This is a genomic window from Kitasatospora purpeofusca, from assembly GCF_034043715.1.
Taxonomy (GTDB): Bacteria; Actinomycetota; Actinomycetes; order Streptomycetales; family Streptomycetaceae; genus Kitasatospora; species Kitasatospora purpeofusca_A.
The window spans coordinates 78,945-97,154 of the sequence record NZ_JAXCLC010000010.1; the positions used below are offsets into that span (position 1 = coordinate 78,945).

General features: G+C 74.7%; 14 protein-coding genes. 6 read left to right on the plus strand and 8 right to left on the minus strand.

Features of this window, described 5'->3' with window-relative positions:
* Window positions 1–12 precede the first annotated feature (12 nt).
* The 3 genes from scpA to SM793_RS07745 all read right to left on the minus strand — a co-directional run bounded on the left by scpA (window position 13) and on the right by SM793_RS07745 (window position 5,366).
* Complete coding sequence (gene scpA, locus SM793_RS07735; protein ID WP_320437294.1) at window positions 13–2,250, minus strand: methylmalonyl-CoA mutase; 2,238 nt, start codon at window positions 2,248–2,250, stop codon at window positions 13–15.
* Window positions 2,247–4,118: a methylmalonyl-CoA mutase subunit beta gene (locus tag SM793_RS07740; RefSeq protein WP_320437295.1), complete on the minus strand. Its 1,872-nt coding sequence runs from the start codon at window positions 4,116–4,118 to the stop codon at window positions 2,247–2,249. Before SM793_RS07740 ends, scpA begins: the two co-directional genes overlap by 4 nt.
* Before the next feature lie 309 nt (window positions 4,119–4,427).
* Complete coding sequence (locus tag SM793_RS07745) at window positions 4,428–5,366, minus strand: TIGR01777 family oxidoreductase (RefSeq protein WP_320437296.1); 939 nt, start codon at window positions 5,364–5,366, stop codon at window positions 4,428–4,430.
* 190 nt (window positions 5,367–5,556) lie between these two features.
* Between SM793_RS07745 and asnB the strand changes: the two genes are divergently transcribed.
* A complete protein-coding gene (gene asnB / locus SM793_RS07750; RefSeq protein WP_320437297.1) occupies window positions 5,557–7,389 on the plus strand; it encodes an asparagine synthase (glutamine-hydrolyzing) in 1,833 nt (610 codons plus the stop codon).
* Window positions 7,390–7,490: 101 nt separating this feature from the next.
* Window positions 7,491–8,168, plus strand: coding sequence for a YoaK family protein (locus SM793_RS07755; protein WP_320437298.1), 678 nt, complete (start codon window positions 7,491–7,493; stop codon window positions 8,166–8,168).
* Window positions 8,169–8,216: 48 nt separating this feature from the next.
* Here SM793_RS07755 and SM793_RS07760 read toward each other — a convergent pair whose 3' ends face one another.
* Both SM793_RS07760 and SM793_RS07765 read right to left on the minus strand, forming a co-directional pair.
* Window positions 8,217–8,735, minus strand: coding sequence for a GNAT family N-acetyltransferase (locus tag SM793_RS07760; protein ID WP_320437299.1), 519 nt, complete (start codon window positions 8,733–8,735; stop codon window positions 8,217–8,219).
* Between the two features lie 66 nt (window positions 8,736–8,801).
* Window positions 8,802–9,473 (minus strand): hypothetical protein, encoded by a 672-nt coding sequence (locus SM793_RS07765; protein WP_320437300.1) that lies wholly within the window; start codon window positions 9,471–9,473, stop codon window positions 8,802–8,804.
* Between the two features lie 417 nt (window positions 9,474–9,890).
* On the opposite strand from SM793_RS07765, the gene SM793_RS07770 reads away from it, so the two are divergent.
* From SM793_RS07770 to SM793_RS07780, 3 genes are read left to right on the plus strand one after another with little or no spacing between them, the layout of a single operon-like run.
* Window positions 9,891–10,415: a PadR family transcriptional regulator gene (locus SM793_RS07770; RefSeq protein ID WP_320437301.1), complete on the plus strand. Its 525-nt coding sequence runs from the start codon at window positions 9,891–9,893 to the stop codon at window positions 10,413–10,415.
* Entirely contained in the window at window positions 10,412–11,119 is a 708-nt protein-coding gene (locus tag SM793_RS07775; protein ID WP_320437302.1) for an ABC transporter ATP-binding protein, read from the plus strand. The genes SM793_RS07770 and SM793_RS07775 overlap by 4 nt, the downstream gene beginning before the upstream one ends.
* Window positions 11,116–13,398 (plus strand): ABC transporter permease, encoded by a 2,283-nt coding sequence (locus SM793_RS07780; protein ID WP_320437303.1) that lies wholly within the window; start codon window positions 11,116–11,118, stop codon window positions 13,396–13,398. The genes SM793_RS07775 and SM793_RS07780 overlap by 4 nt, the downstream gene beginning before the upstream one ends.
* Window positions 13,399–13,501: 103 nt before the next feature.
* Here SM793_RS07780 and SM793_RS07785 read toward each other — a convergent pair whose 3' ends face one another.
* Complete coding sequence (locus SM793_RS07785; RefSeq protein WP_320437304.1) at window positions 13,502–13,954, minus strand: nucleotide triphosphate diphosphatase NUDT15; 453 nt, start codon at window positions 13,952–13,954, stop codon at window positions 13,502–13,504.
* A gap of 67 nt (window positions 13,955–14,021) precedes the next feature.
* The gene (locus SM793_RS07790; protein WP_320437305.1) at window positions 14,022–15,599 is read right to left on the minus strand and encodes an SDR family NAD(P)-dependent oxidoreductase; all 1,578 of its coding nucleotides are present in this window, start codon (window positions 15,597–15,599) and stop codon (window positions 14,022–14,024) included.
* A 295-nt stretch (window positions 15,600–15,894) separates the two neighbouring features.
* On the opposite strand from SM793_RS07790, the gene SM793_RS07795 reads away from it, so the two are divergent.
* Window positions 15,895–17,334 (plus strand): GuaB1 family IMP dehydrogenase-related protein, encoded by a 1,440-nt coding sequence (locus SM793_RS07795; RefSeq protein ID WP_320437306.1) that lies wholly within the window; start codon window positions 15,895–15,897, stop codon window positions 17,332–17,334.
* Here SM793_RS07795 and SM793_RS07800 read toward each other — a convergent pair whose 3' ends face one another.
* A complete protein-coding gene (locus SM793_RS07800; RefSeq protein WP_320437307.1) occupies window positions 17,335–18,207 on the minus strand; it encodes a DUF5995 family protein in 873 nt (290 codons plus the stop codon).
* Window positions 18,208–18,210 lie beyond the last annotated feature (3 nt).

Consider the following 18,210-nt stretch of genomic DNA (forward strand, 5'->3'; position numbering starts at 1 on the left):
CGGCTCAGCGCCTCAGAGCTCGTGGCCGAGGTCGGCGGCCAGCGACTTCAGGAGGTCGTAGGCGGCCTCCGGGATCACCGTGCCGGGCGGGAAGACCGCCGCGGCGCCCGCCTCGTACAGGGCGTCGAAGTCCTGCGGCGGGATCACCCCGCCGACCACGATGGTGATGTCCTCGCGCCCGGCGGCGGCGAGTTCGGCGCGCAGCGCGGGCACCAGGGTGAGGTGGCCGGCGGCGAGCGAGGAGACGCCGACGATGTGCACGTCCGCCTCGACGGCCTGCCGGGCGACCTCGGCCGGGGTCTGGAACAGCGGACCGACGTCGACGGTGAAACCGAGGTCGGCGAAGGCGGTGGCGATCACCTTCTGGCCGCGGTCGTGGCCGTCCTGGCCCATCTTGGCGACCAGGATGCGAGGCCGGCGGCCCTCGGCCCGCTCGAACCGCTCGACCAGGTCGCGGGTGCGCTGCAGGGGGGCGGAGGGGCCCGCTTCGTCTCGGTACACACCGGAGATGGTACGGATCTGGCCCGAGTGCCGGCCGTACACCTTCTCCAGGGCGTCCGAGATCTCGCCGACGGTGGCCTTGGCGCGGGCCGCGTTCACGGCCAGGTGCAGCAGGTTGCCGTCGAGCGAGCCGCCGCGCGAGGGCCCGGCCCCGGCGGCCCGGGTGAGCGCGTCCAGGGCGGAGCGGGTGGCGGCCTCGTCGCGCTCCGCGCGCAGCCGGCGCAGCTTCTCGATCTGGGCGGCGCGCACGGCGGAGTTGTCGACCTTGAGCACGTCGATCTGCTCGTCGCTCTCCACCCGGTACTTGTTGACGCCGATCACCGGCTGGCGGCCGGAGTCGATCCGCGCCTGGGTGCGGGCGGCCGCCTCCTCGACCCGCAGCTTGGGGATGCCGGCGTCGATCGCCTTGGCCATGCCGCCGGCCGCCTCGACCTCCTGGATGTGCTGCCAGGCGCGGTTCGCCAGGTCGTGGGTGAGCTTCTCGACGTACGCCGAGCCGCCCCACGGGTCGATGACCCGGCAGGTGCCGGACTCCTGCTGGAGCAGCAGCTGGGTGTTGCGGGCGATCCGGGCGGAGAAGTCGGTCGGCAGTGCGAGCGCCTCGTCCAGCGCGTTGGTGTGCAGCGACTGGGTGTGGCCCTGGGTGGCGGCCATCGCCTCCACGCAGGTGCGGGCGACGTTGTTGAAGACGTCCTGGGCGGTGAGCGACCAGCCGGAGGTCTGCGAGTGGGTGCGCAGCGACAGCGACTTGGCGTTCTTCGGGTCGAACTGCTTGACCAGCTTGGCCCAGAGCAGCCGGGCCGCGCGCAGCTTGGCGACCTCCATGAAGAAGTTCATGCCGATCGCCCAGAAGAACGACAGCCGCGGCGCGAACGCGTCCACGTCCAGGCCGACGTCCAGACCGGCCCGCAGGTACTCGACGCCGTCGGCCAGGGTGTAGGCCAGCTCCAGGTCGGCGGTGGCCCCGGCCTCCTGGATGTGGTAGCCGGAGATGGAGATCGAGTTGTACCGCGGCATCTTCTGCGAGGTGTACGCGAAGATGTCGGAGATGATCCGCATCGACGGCTGCGGCGGGTAGATGTACGTGTTGCGGACCATGAACTCCTTGAGGATGTCGTTCTGGATGGTCCCGGCCAGCTTCTCCGGCGGCACCCCCTGCTCCTCGGCCGCCACGATGTACAGCGCCAGTACGGGCAGCACCGCGCCGTTCATGGTCATCGAGACGGACATCCGGTCCAGCGGGATGCCGTCGAACAGCTGGCGCATGTCGTAGATCGAGTCGATCGCCACGCCCGCCATGCCGACGTCGCCGGTGACCCGCGGGTGGTCGCTGTCGTAGCCGCGGTGGGTCGGCAGGTCGAAGGCGACCGACAGGCCCTTCTGGCCGGCCGCCAGGTTGCGGCGGTAGAAGGCGTTGGACTCCTCGGCGGTGGAGAAGCCCGCGTACTGCCGGACCGTCCACGGCTGGTTCACGTACATCGTCGGGTACGGGCCGCGCAGGTACGGGGCGATGCCCGGGTAGGTGCCCAGGAAGTCCAGGCCGGCGAGGTCCTCGGCGGTGTACAGCGGCTTGACGCCGATGCCCTCGGGGGTGTCCCAGAGCTGCTCGTCGACGTCCTTGCCGGTGGCCTGCCGCCAGGCGGCGCGCCACTGGCCCTCGGTGGCGGTGGCGGTGGGGGTGGTGTCCGGACGCGCGGGGGCGCCGTCGGCGTCCGGGTCCAGCCCGATCGCGGTGAAGTCGGGGATCATCGGGCCACTCCGATCTCGTCGAGCAGGGAGGTCAGGACGGCGACGGCGTCGCCGCCGGCGAAGACGAAGCCGTCCACGCCTGCGGGCGGGTTCTCGCCCGGCCGGCCGGCCAGCAGCACCCGCCGCGCGCCGGCCGCCCTGAGTGCGCCGGCCACCGCCTCGGCGTGCTCGCCGTACAGGGCGTCGCTGGAGCAGAGGCAGGCCACCGCGGCGCCGGTGGCGGTGAACGCCTCGGCGAAGGCCGCCGGGTCGGTGCCCTCGTGCGCGGTGGTGGCGATGCCGCCGGCCTGGAACAGGTTGGCGGCGAAGGTGGTGCGCGCGGTGTGCGCGGAGGCGGTGCCGATCGACGCCAGGAAGAGCGCCGGCCGCCCGCCGGTGGCCGCGAGGTGGGCGTCCGAGCGGTCGCGCAGCGCCTCGTAGGCCTCGGCGCGCCGCACTGTCGGCAGTCCGCCGCCGGGGCCGGCCGGGGCCGGTTCGCGGACCAGCGCCCGTTCGTCGAGGTTCGGGAACTCGCTGACGCCGGTGACCGGTTCGCGCCGCTTGGCGAGCCGGACCGAGCGCTCGGCCCAGGTGGCGGCGATCCGCTCCTCGACCAGGCCGGACTCCAGTGCCGCGCGCAGGCCGCCGGCCCGCTCGATCTCCTGGAACCAGGCCCAGGCGGCGTGGGCGAGTTCGTCGGTCAGCCGCTCCACGTACCAGGAGCCGCCGGCCGGGTCGACGACCCGGGCCAGGTGCGACTCCTCCAGCAGGATCGCCTGGGTGTTGCGGGCGATCCGGCGGGCGAAGGCGTCCGGCAGGCCGACGGCGGTGTCGAACGGCAGCACGGTCACCGCGTCGGCCCCGCCGACACCGGCGGCGAGGCAGGCGATGGTGGTGCGCAGCATGTTCACCCACGGGTCGCGGGCGGTCATCATCACGTTGGAGGTGACGGCGTGCTGGCGCTGCGCCGAGGCGGCCGGGGTGGCGCCGGAGACCTCGGCCACCCGGGCCCAGAGCCGGCGGGCGGCGCGGAGTTTCGCGATCGTCAGGAACTGGTCGGCGTCCGCCGCGTAGCGGAACTCCAGCTGGCCGAGCGCGGCGTCCACGGAGAGGCCGGCGGCGGTGAGCGTGCGCAGGTAGGCGACGCCGGTGGCCAGCGAGGCGCCCAGCTCCTGGGCGGGCGAGGCGCCGGCCCCGTGGTACGGCAGGGCGTCGACGGCCAGCGCGCGCAGGCCGGGGAAGCCCTCGGCGCAGCGGGTGGCGAGCGCGGCGGCCTCGGCGAGCAGGGCGTCGGTGCGCGCGGCGTCGCCGGTCCGGGCCTGGAGGCCGAGCGGGTCGGCGCCCAGGGTGGCGACGGCTGAGCCGGGGGAGACCTCGCGCTCCCGGTACAGGGCGAACAGCTGCTCGGCGGCGGCGGGGAACTCGGCGCCCGCGTCGAGGACCACGCCGGCCAGGTCGAGGTAGACGCCGGTGAGGGCCTCGCCCAGCGCGGTGACGGGCAGCCCCTCCCCGCCGAGTTCCAGCCAGAGCGAACCGCCGCCGTGCTCCAGGTCGGCCAGCGCGGCCTGGTTGGCGCGGCGCGGATCGGGGTCGCTGTGGCGCTGGCGCACGTCCCAGCCCGAGACCGAGGCGCCCTGCGGCCGGGCGCCGCGCACGAACGGCGGGAAGCCGGGGAGGCCGGGGTCGGCCGGGGCGTCCTCGGCGGTGTACAGCGGGCGGGCGCGCAGCCCGTCCTGGAGCGCGGTGCTGAGCGCGTGCTCGGCCGCGGCGCCGTTCTCGGGCTGGGCCCCCGCCTTGCGGAGCACACCCTCGACGAGGGTCTGCCACTGCTCGCGGTGGGCGGCCGGGAACTCGGCGGCCAGGGGAAGCCCTTCGGGCGGGACCGTCATGCCCCGCAGGTTAGCGCCCGGTCGCGGGGGCGCAGGAGAGGCGAAGGGTGTGACCTTGCCCTCTCTGTGCACTCTGTTGCACTACCGGTGCCGCCGGGGCTCGGGAGGGCGGTGCGGCGGGCGGTGCGGGCCGGGCGGCGCGCCCAGTGCACGGGCGGCGCGTGGACGGCTCGCGGACCGTCGGCGGTCTCCTCCCGACCCGCTCGGAAGAGCGCGGGCGGAGGGTCCCGCGCCCCCGGCGCGCGCCGGGGGCGCGGGGGCGCGGGGGTCCGGCTGCCCGGGCAAGGCGCCCGCTCGCCGCCGCCGGGCTCAGCGGCGCATCCGCCGGAGCAGGTCCGTGGCCGCCGCGGGCCAGTGCGGCTGTTCGAAGCCGAACCCCGCCGCCAGCAGCCGCCCCGGGGCCACCGCGCGGCTCTTCAGCAGCAGTTCGGTGTCCGAGCGGAGCGCGAACGCGCCCAGTTCGGCCATCCACCGGGTGGCCGGGAGCCCCACCGGGATGCCCTTGGCCCGCCGGATCGTCCGCATGAACTCCCGCTGCGGCAGCGGCGTCGGAGCGGCGATGTTGACCGGTCCGGCGATGTCCTCCCGGTCGAGCAGGAAGCGGACCGAACGGACCAGGTCCCGGTCGTGGATCCACGACAGGTACTGCCCGCCGCCGTCGACCGGCCCGCCCAGGCCGGTCCTGGCCAGCCGCAGCAACTGGTGGAAGGCGCCGCCCGCCTCCGGGCTCATCACCATGGCGGTGCGCAGCGCGACCCGCCGGGTGTGCGGGGTGGCCGCCTCGGTCTGCTCGCGCTCCCAGGCGCGGGCGATCCGCACGCTGCGCTCCCAGTACGCGGGGACGCCGGGCTCGGCGCCGCCGATGACACCGGTGTCCTCGTCGTGCGGGGCGCCGTAGGTGTGGGAGTAGATGGTGGCGGTGCTCATCTGCAGCCAGACCCGGGGCGGGCGCCGGGCGCCCGCGATCGCGCGGCCGACGGCCCGGGTGGAGTGCACCCGGGAGTCCACCAGGTCGCGCAGGTTCTCCTCGGTGTAGCGGCAGTCGACGCTGCGCCCGGCGAGGTTGACGACGGCGTCGGCGCCGTCGATCGCGGCGGTCCAGCGGCCCAGCGAGCGGCCGTCCCAGAAGATCTCCTGGTCACGGCGGGGCCGGCGGGTCAGCACCACCACCTCGTGGCCGTCCTCGGTGAGCGCCCGGTCCAGGATGCGCCCGATCTGGCCGGTTCCACCGGGTATGACGATCCTCATCGCGGTCCCCCCTCGAAACGATTGGTCGTGCGCACCCTAGCGGTCGACCTGAACGTGTTCAAAATGCTGCTGGCGCCAGGACATGGCCGGAAATGTGTCCGAATCCGTGGAACCACCCTCGGCGTTCACCCGACTGGTGGTCCGGATCCGATCGTCTGCTCGCCCAAGCTCGCCCAAGGAGTACTCGCGCATGTGCGGAATCACCGGCTGGGTGTCCTTCCACCAGGACGTCCGCCACAGCGCCCCCGTCATCGAGGCGATGACCGCCACCATGACCCTGCGCGGCCCCGACGCCGGCGGTGTCTGGCTCGGCCGCCACGCCGCCCTCGGCCACCGCCGCCTCGCCGTCATCGACATCGACGGCGGCGCCCAGCCCATGCCCGACCGCCGGGACGAGCCGGGCGTCGTCCTCACCTACAGCGGTGAGGTCTACAACCACCACCAGCTGCGCGCCGAACTCCGCGCCAAGGGCCACCGCTTCGAGACCCGCAGCGACACCGAGGTGGTGCTCCGCGCCTACCAGGAGTGGGGCGACGCCCTCGTCGAGCGGCTCGAGGGCATGTACGCCTTCGCCGTCTGGGACGAGCGCGAGCAGCGCCTGCTGCTGGTCCGCGACCGGCTCGGCGTCAAGCCGCTGTTCTGGGCCGAGATCGACGGCGGCCTCGCCTTCGGCTCCGAGCCCAAGGCGCTCTTCGCCCACCCGGAGATCACCCCCACGGTGGACGCCGACGGCCTGCGCGAGGCGTACAGCCTGCTCTTCAACACGGGCCCCACCGTCTGGGCCGGCGTCCGCGAGGTCCACCCCGGCGCCCTGCTCGTCCTCGACCGCAGCGGCATCCGCGAGACCCGCTACTGGGAGCTCACGGCCCGCCCCCACACCGACAGCCTGGACGTCACCAAGGAGCGGATCGGCGAGCTCGTCAACCGCGCCGCCCGCGCCCAGCTGGAGGCCGACGTCCCGCTCTGCAGCCTGCTCTCCGGCGGCCTGGACTCGACCATCGTCACCGCCCTGGTCGCCGACGAACTGCGCCTCCAGGAGGGCCCGCAGGCCAAGCTGCGCTCCTACGCCGTCGACTACAGCGACCAGGCCGAGCAGTTCACCGGCGACGTGCTGCGCACCGGCCACGACACCCCGTTCGCCGCCGAGGCCGGCGCGTTCATCGGCAGCGACCACTCGACCGTGGTGCTCGACCCGCGCACCCTGCTGGACCTGGAGCACCGCCGCGCCGTCGTCGTCTCCCGGGACTCGCCGATCGGTGTCGGCGACATGGACACCTCGCTCTACCTGCTGTTCGGCGAGATCCGCAAGCACTCCACGGTCGCGCTCTCCGGCGAGGCGGCCGACGAGGTGTTCGGCGGCTACCCGTGGTTCCACAACCCCAAGGCGCTCGCCGCGCAGACCTTCCCCTGGCTGCTCGTCACCGGGGACGAGGCGGCCATGCCGATCAACCCGGACCTCGCCGCCCACCTGCGGATCGCCGAGTTCCGCGACGACACCTACCGCAGCGCCCTGGCCGCCGTCCCGCACGCGGACGGCGAGAGCCCCGAGGACCACCGCCAGCGCGAGATGCAGCACCTGTCGCTGACCCGCTGGCTGCGCCAGCTGCTGCACCGCAAGGACCGCCTCTCGATGGCCCAGGGCCTGGAGGTGCGGGTGCCGTACTGCGACCACCGGCTGGTCGAGTACGCGTTCAACGCCCCCTGGGCGATGAAGAGCTACGACGGCCGGGAGAAGAGCCTGCTGCGCGCGGCCGGCCAGGGCATCGCCCCGGACTCGGTGCTGTGGCGGCCCAAGAACCACTACCCGGCGACCCACCACGCCGAGTACAACAGCGGGCTCCAGCGGCTCGCCCGTGAGGCGCTGGACGCGCCGCACGTGCGCGACATCGCCGACGAGACGGTGATCAAGGCCAGCCTGGACACGCCGTCCGACCAGCTGGAGTGGGGCCACCGGCTCCGGCTGGAGCGGGTCGTCGACCTCGCCCTCTGGCTGGACCACCACCGCCCGGCGCTCGCGGTCTGACACACCCTCCGACCCTGGGGCCCGACACACGCGTGTCGGGCCCCACCGGTCCGTTCCGGCTAGGCTGCCGGGAGGCGAGGGCGAGCGGCGGGAGGGTCGGGATGCGCGACCCCCGGCACGGGCCGCTGGTGGCGATGCTGCTGGTGCTCACCGTGGTCACCGGACTGGTCGACGCCGTGAGCTACCTCGCCCTCGGGCACGTCTTCGTCGGCAATATGACCGGCAATGTGGTCTTCCTCGGCTTCGCCCTGGCCGGCGCGCCCGGCCTCTCCGCGCCGGCCTCGCTGGCCGCCCTCGCGGCCTTCCTGGCCGGCGCGCTCGCCGGCGGCCACCTCGCCCGCCGCCGCCCCGCCCACCGCGGGCGGCTGCTGGTCCTCGCCGTGACGGTCCAGTCGGCGCTGTTCGCCGCCTGCGCCCTCCTCGCCGCGACCCTCGGCCACACCGCCGAACCGGTCCGCTACACCCTGATCGGTGTCCTGGCCGGCGCGATGGGCCTGCAGAACGCGGTGGCCCGCGCGCTCAAGGTGCCGGACCTGACCACCACCGTGCTGACGATGACCCTCACCGCCCTGGCCGCCGACCGCGCCGGCCCCCGCCGCCTGGCCTCGGCCGCCTGGATGTTCGCGGGCGCCCTGCTCGGCGCGGTGCTCGTCCTGCACGCCGCCGTCCCGGTCGCCCTCGCCGCCGCCCTCGCCCTCCTCCTCACCGTCGCCGCCCTCACCCACCACGCCTCCGCCGATCCCGCCGCCCCCTGGACCCACCCGGACCCCGGCCGCTGACGGCTGTCGGCTGTCGGCTGTCGGGGTGGGCCCGGCCCCGGCCGGGGCTCAGGGGCGGGTGGCGAGGAAGGCGTCGAACTCGGCGCCGTACCAGCGGGTGGTGCGGCCCCGCGGGGTCATGCCGAGGCGGCGGCAGACCGCGGCGGAGCGGTCGTTGCCGGGGCGGACCACGGCGTGGATCTCGGTGAGGCCGTCGGCGAAGCCCTTGGCGAGGGCGGCGGTGGCGGCCTCGGTGGCGAAGCCGTGGCCCCAGGAGTCGGGGTGCAGGTGCCAGCCGACCTCGATCTCGCCGTTGCCGGTGCCGTCCGGGTCCGGCAGCGGGATCAGGATCACCGAGCCGGCCACCACGCCGGTGTCCTTGCGCTCCAGGGCCCAGATCCCGTAGCGGGGGTCGGCCGAGCGCTGCCGCCAGCGGTCGATCATGGCCGGCACCTCGGCGGGCGACTCCAGGGCCTTCGGGGTGGCGCCCAACCACTGGGCGACCTCCCAACGGGAGTAGGTGTCGAACGCGCGCTCGGCGTCGGCGTGCTGCCAGAGGCGGGCGGTCAGCCGTTCGGTGCTGAACAAGGGTGTCTCCATCGGGTGATTCGGGTGGTTCGGATGATTCGGGTGATCGAGGGTTCTCGGTGCCGTTCAGTCGTCCTGCGGCTGGCTGGCGCGGCCGGACCAGCGGGGCTCCCAGTGGGCCCAGGAGCGTTCCCAGTCGCGGGCGGCCCGCCGGTCGAGGGCGCGCAGTCGCAGGGCGAGCAGGCCGCCGAGCAGGGCGGTCAGGGTGGCCGTGGAAGCCAGGCCGGTGCAGACCACCCCGACGGCCAGGCCGATCGTGGTGGCCGGGGCCGTCGCGGGCCGCCCGTCGTCGTCGACCCAGAGGGTGACGGTGGATCCGGTGGCGGCGCTGCGCGGGGCCTCGACGGTGCCGGTGCGGGCCAGGCCGTCGGGGGAGGTCCAGGAGACCGAGGTGTCGACCCGCTTCTCGTAGCCGCCGCTCCACCGGCCGGCGCCGGTGTCCTCGGCGCGGAGCCGGCCGAGGACGAGTGCCTCGGTGCGGTGCAGTCGGCCGCGTTCGGCCTCGGCGGTGCGCCCGGCGGCGCGGTGGCCGAGGACGGCGGCGGCGGCGATCCCGGCCAGGCCGAGCGCGAGGGCGAGGCCGGCGGCGAGCCAGGCGCGGCTGCGGGCGCGGTCGACCGGGCGGGCGAGGGGTTCGCGGGCCCGGACGGTGCGCCGGCGGCCGAGGGCGAGGCGCAGCGCGCGGCCGGCCCGCCGGGGCGGCGGCACGGTGCGGGCCGGGCGGGGAGTCCTGGACACGATGCGTGCTCCTCACGGCGGTTGGCGTGCGTGGGCCCCGTCGGACTCCAATTTCCCCCGGCACCGCCCCCGGGCACAAGAGTCGGTCGGGCGGCCGGTGCGCGGGACTCCCGGCCCGGTGCCGGACGCCGGGGCCGGGACGTTCGGCCCTCGGCGGGCCGGGGGTCGAGGGGGCAGGCTGGCACCGGCCGCGCCCCCTGTGCCGGGGGCGCGGTGGTCCGGCCCGCTGTGGGGGCTCGCCGGGCCGCCGTGCAGGGCGGGGGACAGGGGCCGGGCCGCTGTCCCCCGCCCGCCGCGTTTCAGGACCGGCTCGACCGGCTCGACCCTGCCGGCCGTACGACACTCAATTTCCGCAGGTCAGCGCGGTATTCTCGCAAGCTATACACTCGGTGTATATCCCTGGTGTATGTTCCTCCCATGAGTGTCCCCCTCACCCTTCTCGGGCTACTGGAGCGCGAGCCGAGCCACGGCTACGACCTCAAGCGCGACTACGACGCCTTCTTCGGACGCGGCAAGCCCCTGCCGTACGGTCAGGTCTATTCCACGCTCGGCCGCCTGGCCCGGGACGGCAAGGTCGTCGCCGGCGAGGCCGAGCCCGGCGACGGACCCGAACGCAAGCGCTACGTCATCACCGAGGCCGGGGTGACCGAGTTCGAGCACTGGCTCGCCGAGCCCGTCGCCCCCGAACCCACCCTCCAGTCGGTGCTGTTCACCAAGGTCGTGCTCGCCCTGCTGCTCGGCCGCGACGCCGAGGCGTACCTCGACACCCAGCGCGCCGCCCACCTGCGCCGGATGCGCGAACTCACCGAACTGCGCCGCACCGGCCCGCTGGTCGACGCCCTGCTCGCCGACCACGGCCTCTTCCACCTGGAAGCGGACCTCCGCTGGATCGACCTGACCACGGCCCGCCTGGACGCCCTCGCCGCGGAGGTACGCACATGAGCCCCCTGATAGAAGCCCGCGACGTCGAACTCGCCTTCGGCGAGACCCCGGCCCTGCGCGGCGCCAGCCTGGCCGCCGAGGCCGGGGAGGTGCTCGCCGTGATGGGCGCCAGCGGCTCCGGCAAGTCCACCCTGCTGCACTGCCTGGCCGGCATCCTCGTCCCCGACGCGGGCGAGGTGCACTTCGACGGACAGCGGATCGACCGGCTGGACGAGAACCGGCGCAGCGCCCTGCGCCGGGACGCCTTCGGCTTCGTGTTCCAGTTCGGCCAGCTCGTCCCGGAACTGACGGCCGAGGAGAACATCGCCCTGCCGCTGCTGCTCGGCGGCGTCCGCCGGACCACCGCCCTCGCCGAGGCCCGCCCCTGGTTCGCCCGGCTCGGCCTCGACGGCCTGGGGGGCCGCCGCTCCGGCGAACTCTCCGGCGGCCAGGCCCAGCGGATCGCGCTCGCCCGCGGCCTGGTCACCCGCCCCCGGGTGCTGTTCGCCGACGAGCCGACCGGCGCGCTGGACTCGCTCACCGGCGAACAGGTCATGGAACTGATGGTCGGCGCCGCCCGCGACCAGGGCACCACCGTCGTCCTGGTCACCCACGAGCCCCGGGTCGCCGCCTACGCCGACCGCGAGGCCGTGGTCCGGGACGGCCGGGCCCGGGTGCTCTCCACCGGGTACGCGCCGGGCGCGGCCGAGCGGGTCGCCCCGTGATCGCCTTCGCGCTGCGCCTCGCCGTCAGCGGGGGCCGCCAGGCCGTCGCCCGACTGCTCACCATCACCGCCGCCACCGCCGTCGGCGTCGGCCTGCTGCTCTCCACGCTCGCCGCCGTCAACGCCGTCGGGGCCGCCAACGACCGGGTGCTCTGGGCCAACAGCGGCGCCAAGAGCCGCACCGAGAGCCGCACCGAGAGCCCCATCGAGAGCCGCACCGAGAGCGGCACCGGGAGCGCGGCCGTGGATCCGCTCTGGTGGCGCGACCACACCCCCGAGTACTACGACGGCCACGAACTCCTCCTCGTCGAGGTCGCCGCCACCGGACCGACCTCGCCGGTGCCCCCGGGGCTGTCGAAGCTGCCCGCGGCCGGCGAGTACTACGCCTCGCCCGCCCTGGCGACGCTGCTCCGGGAGCGGCCCGCCGACCAGCTCTCCGACCGCTTCCCCGGCCACCTCGCCGGCGAGGTCGGCAAGGCCGCCCTCGCCTCCCCGGACTCCCTGGTCATGGTGAGCGGCCAGGACCCGGCGGCCCTCGCCGCCCGGCCGGGCGCCCGACAGGTCACCACCATCGCCACCGCCCTGCCGCCGAACTGCGAAGCGGACTGCCCGGGCACCGGCGTTCGCGGGGACGCCATGACGCTCATCCTCTCGGTGGTCGCGGGCGCCCTGCTCTTCCCCGTGGTGATCTTCATCGGCACGGCCACCCGGCTGTCCGCCGCCACTCGCGAACAGCGCTACGCCGCGATGCGCCTGGTCGGGGCGACACCGCGGCAGATCACCCTGATCGCGGCCGCCGAGTCCACCGTGGCCGCCGTCGCCGGCACCGCCCTCGGCTTCGGCCTCTTCCTGGTGCTGCGCCCGCTGGTCGCGGGCGTGCCGTTCACCGGGGAGCGCTTCTTCGTGGACGACCTGACCCTCACCCTGCCGCAGGGGCCGGCCGTACTGCTCGGTGTCCCGGTGGCGGCGGCCGTCGCAGCCCGGCTCGCCCTGCGCCGGGTCACCGTCTCCCCGCTCGGCGTCACCCGCCGCACCACCCCGAAGCCGCCGTCCGCCTGGCGGGTGGCGCCGCTGCTGGCCGGGCTCGCCGAACTCGCCTGGTTCGTCGGACGCCGCCCGCACACCACCAACGGCCAGACCGCCGCCTATCTGACCGGCTTCCTGGTGGTCATGTTCGGCCTGGTGATCGCCGGCCCCTGGCTGACCATGGCCGTGGCCCGCCTGGTCGCCGCCCGGACCAGCCGGCCGGCCACCCTGATCGCCGTCCGGCGGCTCGCCGACGACCCGAGGGCCGGGTTCCGCTCGGTGGCCGGCCTGATCCTGGCCCTGTTCGTCACCACCGCGACGGTCGCCATCATCGGCACCATCGACACCAACCGCGGTGTGCTCGGCGGTGATCCGGAGACCCGGGTCGCGGTGGAGCACGGCGCGCGGCCGGGCGACCCGGTGATGGCCGGCGCCCTCCCGGAACGCTTCCTCGCCGAACTGCGCGCCGTCCCGGGCTTTCGGGCCGTCGCCGTCGCCCACGCCAACCCGGACCGCCTGGCCCACGACCCGGACACCCCGCCCGACTGGCCCGAAGCCTCCCTGGTGACCTGCGCCGACCTCGCCCAGGCCCCGGTGGTCGGCCACTGCGCCCCCGGCGCCGCCGTCGCCGCCGTCGAGCCGTTCGGCTTCCTTAGCCTGACCTCCCAGGCCGCGAAGGAATGGCCGACCGCGCCGGTCACCGCCGAGGCCGTCGACCGGCTGCCCGTACTGTCGCTCTACGTGACGACGGACGGCACGACCGCCGCCAAGGAACGCGTCCGCACCCTGCTCAGCCGGACCTTCCCCGACCAGCACGCCCGGATGGTGCAGGACTGGGCCTCCAGCCAGCAGAAGCAGCTCGCGGGCTGGCGGCAACTGGCCGACGTGGTGCTGCTCACCACCCTGCCGATCGCCGGCTGCAGCCTGGCGGTGAGTGTGGTCGCGGGCCTGTCCGACCGGCGCCGGCCGTTCGCGATGCTCCGGCTCACCGGGGCGCCGCTGCGGATGCTGCGGGTGGTGATCGGCTTGGAGAGCGCGCTGCCGCTGCTGGTGGTGTCGGCCATCGCGATCGGGACGGGCTTCGGCGCGGCCGCGATGTTCCTCAAGTCCCAGATGGCGTACGACCTGGTGTCGCCCGGCGCGGTGTACTTCGGCCTGGTGCTGCTCGGGCTGGCGTCCTCGCTCGGGATCATCGCCTCCACGCTGCCGCTGCTGAAGCGGATCACCGGCCCGGAGGCGGCCCGCAACGGCTGACGCCCGGCCGGACGAGCGTGAACCCCGCCCCCTCGGACCTAGGAACCGGGGGAGCGGGGTTCCGCGCGTGCGGACCGGCGGCGGGTCTGCGGACGGCGGTGGGTCAGCGGACGACGGCGTACGCGTGCGTCCCCGGCCGGGGCGCGAACCCCAGCTCCGCCCGCCAGGCGCCCAGCACCAGCCCGGACGGGTAGAACATCGGCTCCGGCAGCGCGTCCAGCGGCAGCCGCTCCCAGCCGCCGCAGGAGTGCGGCTCGGTGACCACCGCGGTCGCCAGGCTCGGCGGGGCGAGCACCGCGGCGGTGAGCCGGGGGCGGCCCAGCTCGTGGTCGAGCAGCACCGCGAGCACCCGCATCCCCTCGACGGGCAGCACGATCCCGGTCTCCTCGGCCAGCTCGCGGGCGGCCGTCCGCTCGAAGGACTCGCCGGGGTCGACCTTGCCGCCGGGCAGGCTCCAGGTCGGCGGCTCGCCGGCCGTGGTGCGGCGGCCGATCAGCACCCGGCCGTCCCCGGTGGGGACGATCACTCCGGCGCCGAGCAGCGGTGCGTGGGTCACGTCGGTTCCTCCGAACGGGCTGACGGGTCGGCGGGACGGCACGGTGACGCGACGTCCCGCCGGACGGCTACCAGGCGGCGCGCTCGAAGTCCTTGAGGAAGCACCCGAAGAGGTCCTCGCCCTGCTCGCCGCGCACGATCGGGTCGTAGACCCGGGCCGCGCCGTCGACCAGGTCGAGCGGGGCGTGGAAACCCTCGTCGGCGAGGCGCATCTTGTCCGGGTGCGGGCGCTCGTCGGTGATCCAGCCGGTGTCGACGGCGGTCATCAGGATGCCGTCGGTCTGGAACATCTCCACCGCGCTGGTGCGGGTGAGCATGTTGAGCGCGGCCTTGGCCATGTTGGTGTGCGGGTGGCCGGCACCCTTGTAGCCGCGGGAGAAGACGCCCTCCATGGCGGACACGTTGACCACGTACTTGCGGCGGGACGTTGAGGCGGCCATCGCCGGGCGGAGCCGGCTGATCAGGATGAACGGCGCCGTGGAGTTGCAGAGCTGCACCTCCAGCAGCTCCACCGGGCCGACCTCGTTGACGGTCTGCACCCAGCTGTTGGTGTCCGCGAGGTCCGGGACCAGGCCGCCGGCGTCGATCGCCGTCCCGGCCAGGATCCGCTCCGGCGTGGCCGAACCGGTGACCAGGGCGAGCGAGGTGACGTCCTCGGCGGAGATCCGCTCGGCGGGGTCCGAGGCCTGGTGCGGCAGCGCGGGCAGGTCGACGCTGCCGCTGTTGAACCGGCCGATGGTGGTCGACTGCGGCAGCTCGCCGGCCGGCAGCGGCGCCGACTCGGCGGCGACCAGCTCCCGGTAGGACTCCGGCGGGCGGCGCACGGTCTGCGCGGCGTTGTTGATCAGGATGTCCAGCGGGCCGTCCGCCGCGACCTCGTCGGCCAGCGCCATCACCTGGGCCGGGTCGCGCAGGTCGATGCCGATGATCTTCAGCCGGTGCAGCCACTCGGCGCTGTCCGGCATCGCGGTGAAGCGGCGGATCGCGTCGCTGGGGAAGCGGGTGGTGATGGTGGTGTGCGCGCCGTCGCGCAGCAGCATCAGCGCGATGTACATACCGATCTTGGCGCGGCCGCCGGTCAGCAGCGCGCGCTTTCCGGTCAGGTCGGCGCGGGCGTCGCGCCGGGCCCGGTTCTTGGTCGCACAGCCCTGGCAGAGGTTGTGGTAGAACGCGTCGACCTCGGTGTAGCGCTGCTTGCAGATGTAGCAGGAGCGGGGGCGCTCCAGGATCCCGGCGATCTCCGTGGTGGTGACGGTGGTCAGGCCGAAGGCGCCGGCCGTCTCGTCGTCGATCCGGCTCGGCGCGCCGGTCGCGGTGCGCGCGGTGACCTCGCGGTCGTTGGCGGTCTTTCGGGCCCGGGTCTCCTGGCGGCGGCGCTGCTTGAGGGTGCGGAACACGCCGCCGACGGCCTGCCGGACGGTGATCGCGTCCGGGTGGTCGACATGCAGTTCGTCCAGCTCGGCCAGCACCTCCAGGCAGAGCCGGAGCCGCTCGGGGTCGAGGCCGGGGCCGTAGTCGATGTCCTCGGCCGCCCCGGCGAGATCGGCCTCCGGGACCGCGTCGGCCTCCGGGACCGCCTCGATGTCCTCTTCGCCCCGCTGCTGCCCGGTGTCCACGCCCGCCGCTGCCGTCAATCCCGCCGCCATGCCTCTGCCGTTCCCGCTCGCCTCGCGATCACGGCGTCCGCCGCGTCTACCGCGTGAATGCTACGGGAGCGGCCCCGGCCGGGGCGAAAGCCGGGGAGTTGGACGATCCTCCATATCTACGCGCGGAGCTTTGATGATGGCTTGTACGCAGACCCAGCAAACGGCGGCCAGCTGGCGTTTGTCCTACCGGTGCCGGAGAATCGAACGTTGGGTGCAGGGGCTCCCGAGTGCGCCCTGCGGCCGTGCCGCACCCGCACCCGAGATGTAATTTCTCCCAGCCAGAGAGCCCCGTTTCATGCGCTTCCTGAACGACCTCATGCCCTCGTACGACCTCACGTACGACGACGTCTTCATGGTCCCCAGCCGATCCGCCGTGGGCTCCCGCCAGGCTGTCGACCTCTCCTCCAACGACGGCACCGGCACCACCATCCCGCTGGTCGTCGCCAATATGACCGCCATCGCCGGCCGCCGGATGGCCGAGACCGTCGCCCGCCGCGGCGGGCTGGTCGCCATCCCCCAGGACATCCCGACCGAGGTCATCGCCGAGGTCGTCGGCTGGGTCAAGCAGCGCCACCTGGTGCACGACACCGCCATCACCCTCGACCCCGGCGCCACCGTCGCCGAGGCGCTCTCGCTGCTGCACAAGCGCGCCCACGGCGCGCTGGTCGTGGTCGAGGACGGCCGCCCCGTCGGCGTCGTCACCGACTCCGACTGCCAGGGCGTCGACCGCTTCACCTCGCTCGCCGAGGTGATGTCCCGCGACCTGCTGCTGCTGGACGAGGACATCGACCCGCGCGATGCCTTCGACCGGCTCAGCGAGGCACACCGCAAGCTCGCCCCCGTCATCGACCGCGACGGCCGCCTGGTCGGCCTGCTCACCCGCAAGAACGCGCTGCGCGCCACCCTCTACACCCCGGCCGTCGACGCCGCCGGCAAGCTGCGGATCGCCGCCACCGTCGGCATCAACGGCGATGTCGCCGGCAAGGCCAAGGCCCTGCTGGAGGCCGGCGCCGACACCCTCGTCGTGGACACCGCGCACGGCCACCAGGAGTCGATGATCAGCGCGCTGCGCGCCGTGCGCGGGCTGGACCCGCAGGTCCCGATCGTCGCCGGCAACGTCGTCTCGGCCGCCGGTGTACGCGACCTGGTCGAGGCCGGCGCGGACATCCTGAAGGTCGGCGTCGGCCCGGGCGCCATGTGCACCACCCGGATGATGACCGGCGTCGGCCGCCCGCAGTTCTCCGCCGTGCTGGAGTGCGCCGCCGAGGCCCGCCGGCTGGGCAAGCACGTCTGGGCCGACGGCGGGGTGCGCCACCCGCGCGACGTCGCCATGGCGCTGGCCGCCGGCGCGTCCAACGTGATGGTCGGCTCCTGGCTCGCCGGCACCTACGAGTCGCCCGGCGACCTCCAGACCACTGCGGACGGCCGCCAGTACAAGGAGTCCTTCGGCATGGCCTCCAAGCGGGCCGTGGGCAACCGCACCGCCCAGGACTCCTCGTACGACCGCGCCCGCAAGGCGCTGTTCGAGGAGGGCATCTCGCACTCCCGGATGTTCCTCGACCCGGCCCGCCCGGGCGTCGAGGACCTCATCGACTCCATCGTCGCGGGCGTGCGCAGTTCCTGCACCTACGCGGGCGCGGCCAGCCTGGAGGAGTTCCACGAGAAGGCCGTGGTCGGCATCCAGAGCGCGGCCGGCTACGCCGAGGGCAAGCCGCTGCACACCAGCTGGGCCTGATCACCGCCCGGTACGCGTCGCGTCGGTGGCCGGTCCGCTCCTCGCCACGGGGAGCAGGCCGGCCACCGGCGCTCCGGCCACCGGTGCTACGGCCACCGGCACGGCCGCGGTGGGCGCCCCGGCGACAGGCGTGCCCGGCACCCCGGCCGCGGGCGGCCCGACCGCCGGGGCCCGCAGGCCCAGCGGCAGGAGCAGCGCGCGGCCGAGCAGCCCGACCGCCCCGTCCAGCGCCGTCGCGCACGCCCGCGCCGCCGACGGCCGCCCGCGCAGCCCCCAGAGCAGCAGCACCGAGCCCCAGGCCGCCTCCCGGGCGGTGCCGACCGACCACGCCCCGATCCGGTGCGTCATCGGCTCCAGCCGCTCCAGCACGTCCGGCCCGGGCATCAGCTGCTCGCGCACGGCCGTCTCGACCGCCGCCAGCAGGGCGTTGATCCGGTGGTAGTCGTCCTCCAACTGCTCCGGTTCGCGGCCGAGCCGCCGGCAGGTGTCGACGACGGCGAGCGGCAGGTCGTGCTGGATGTGGGCGTTCATCCCGGCCAGCGCGAACTGCAGCGGGTGCACCTCCGGATCGGCGCGCAGCTCGAACAGCGGCCGCCAGCAGGCCGGTGGCCGCCGGCCCGCCGCCACCGCGTCCACCGCGTCCACCGCCAGCAGGTAGCGCCCGGCGAACAGCACGTCCAGCGCGGCCACGGCGGGCGGATCGGCGAACCCGCCCAGTCCGGTCCGGACGCCCTCGGTGACGGTCAGGTACATCCGGTTGAACACCGCCACCCCGTCGGTGGGCGGCAGTCCGGCCCCGATCGCCCGCAGCCGCCGGAGCACGCCGTCGATCCCCCGCGCCCCGTCCGTGCGCCCTGTCGATACCCCGGCCATCCG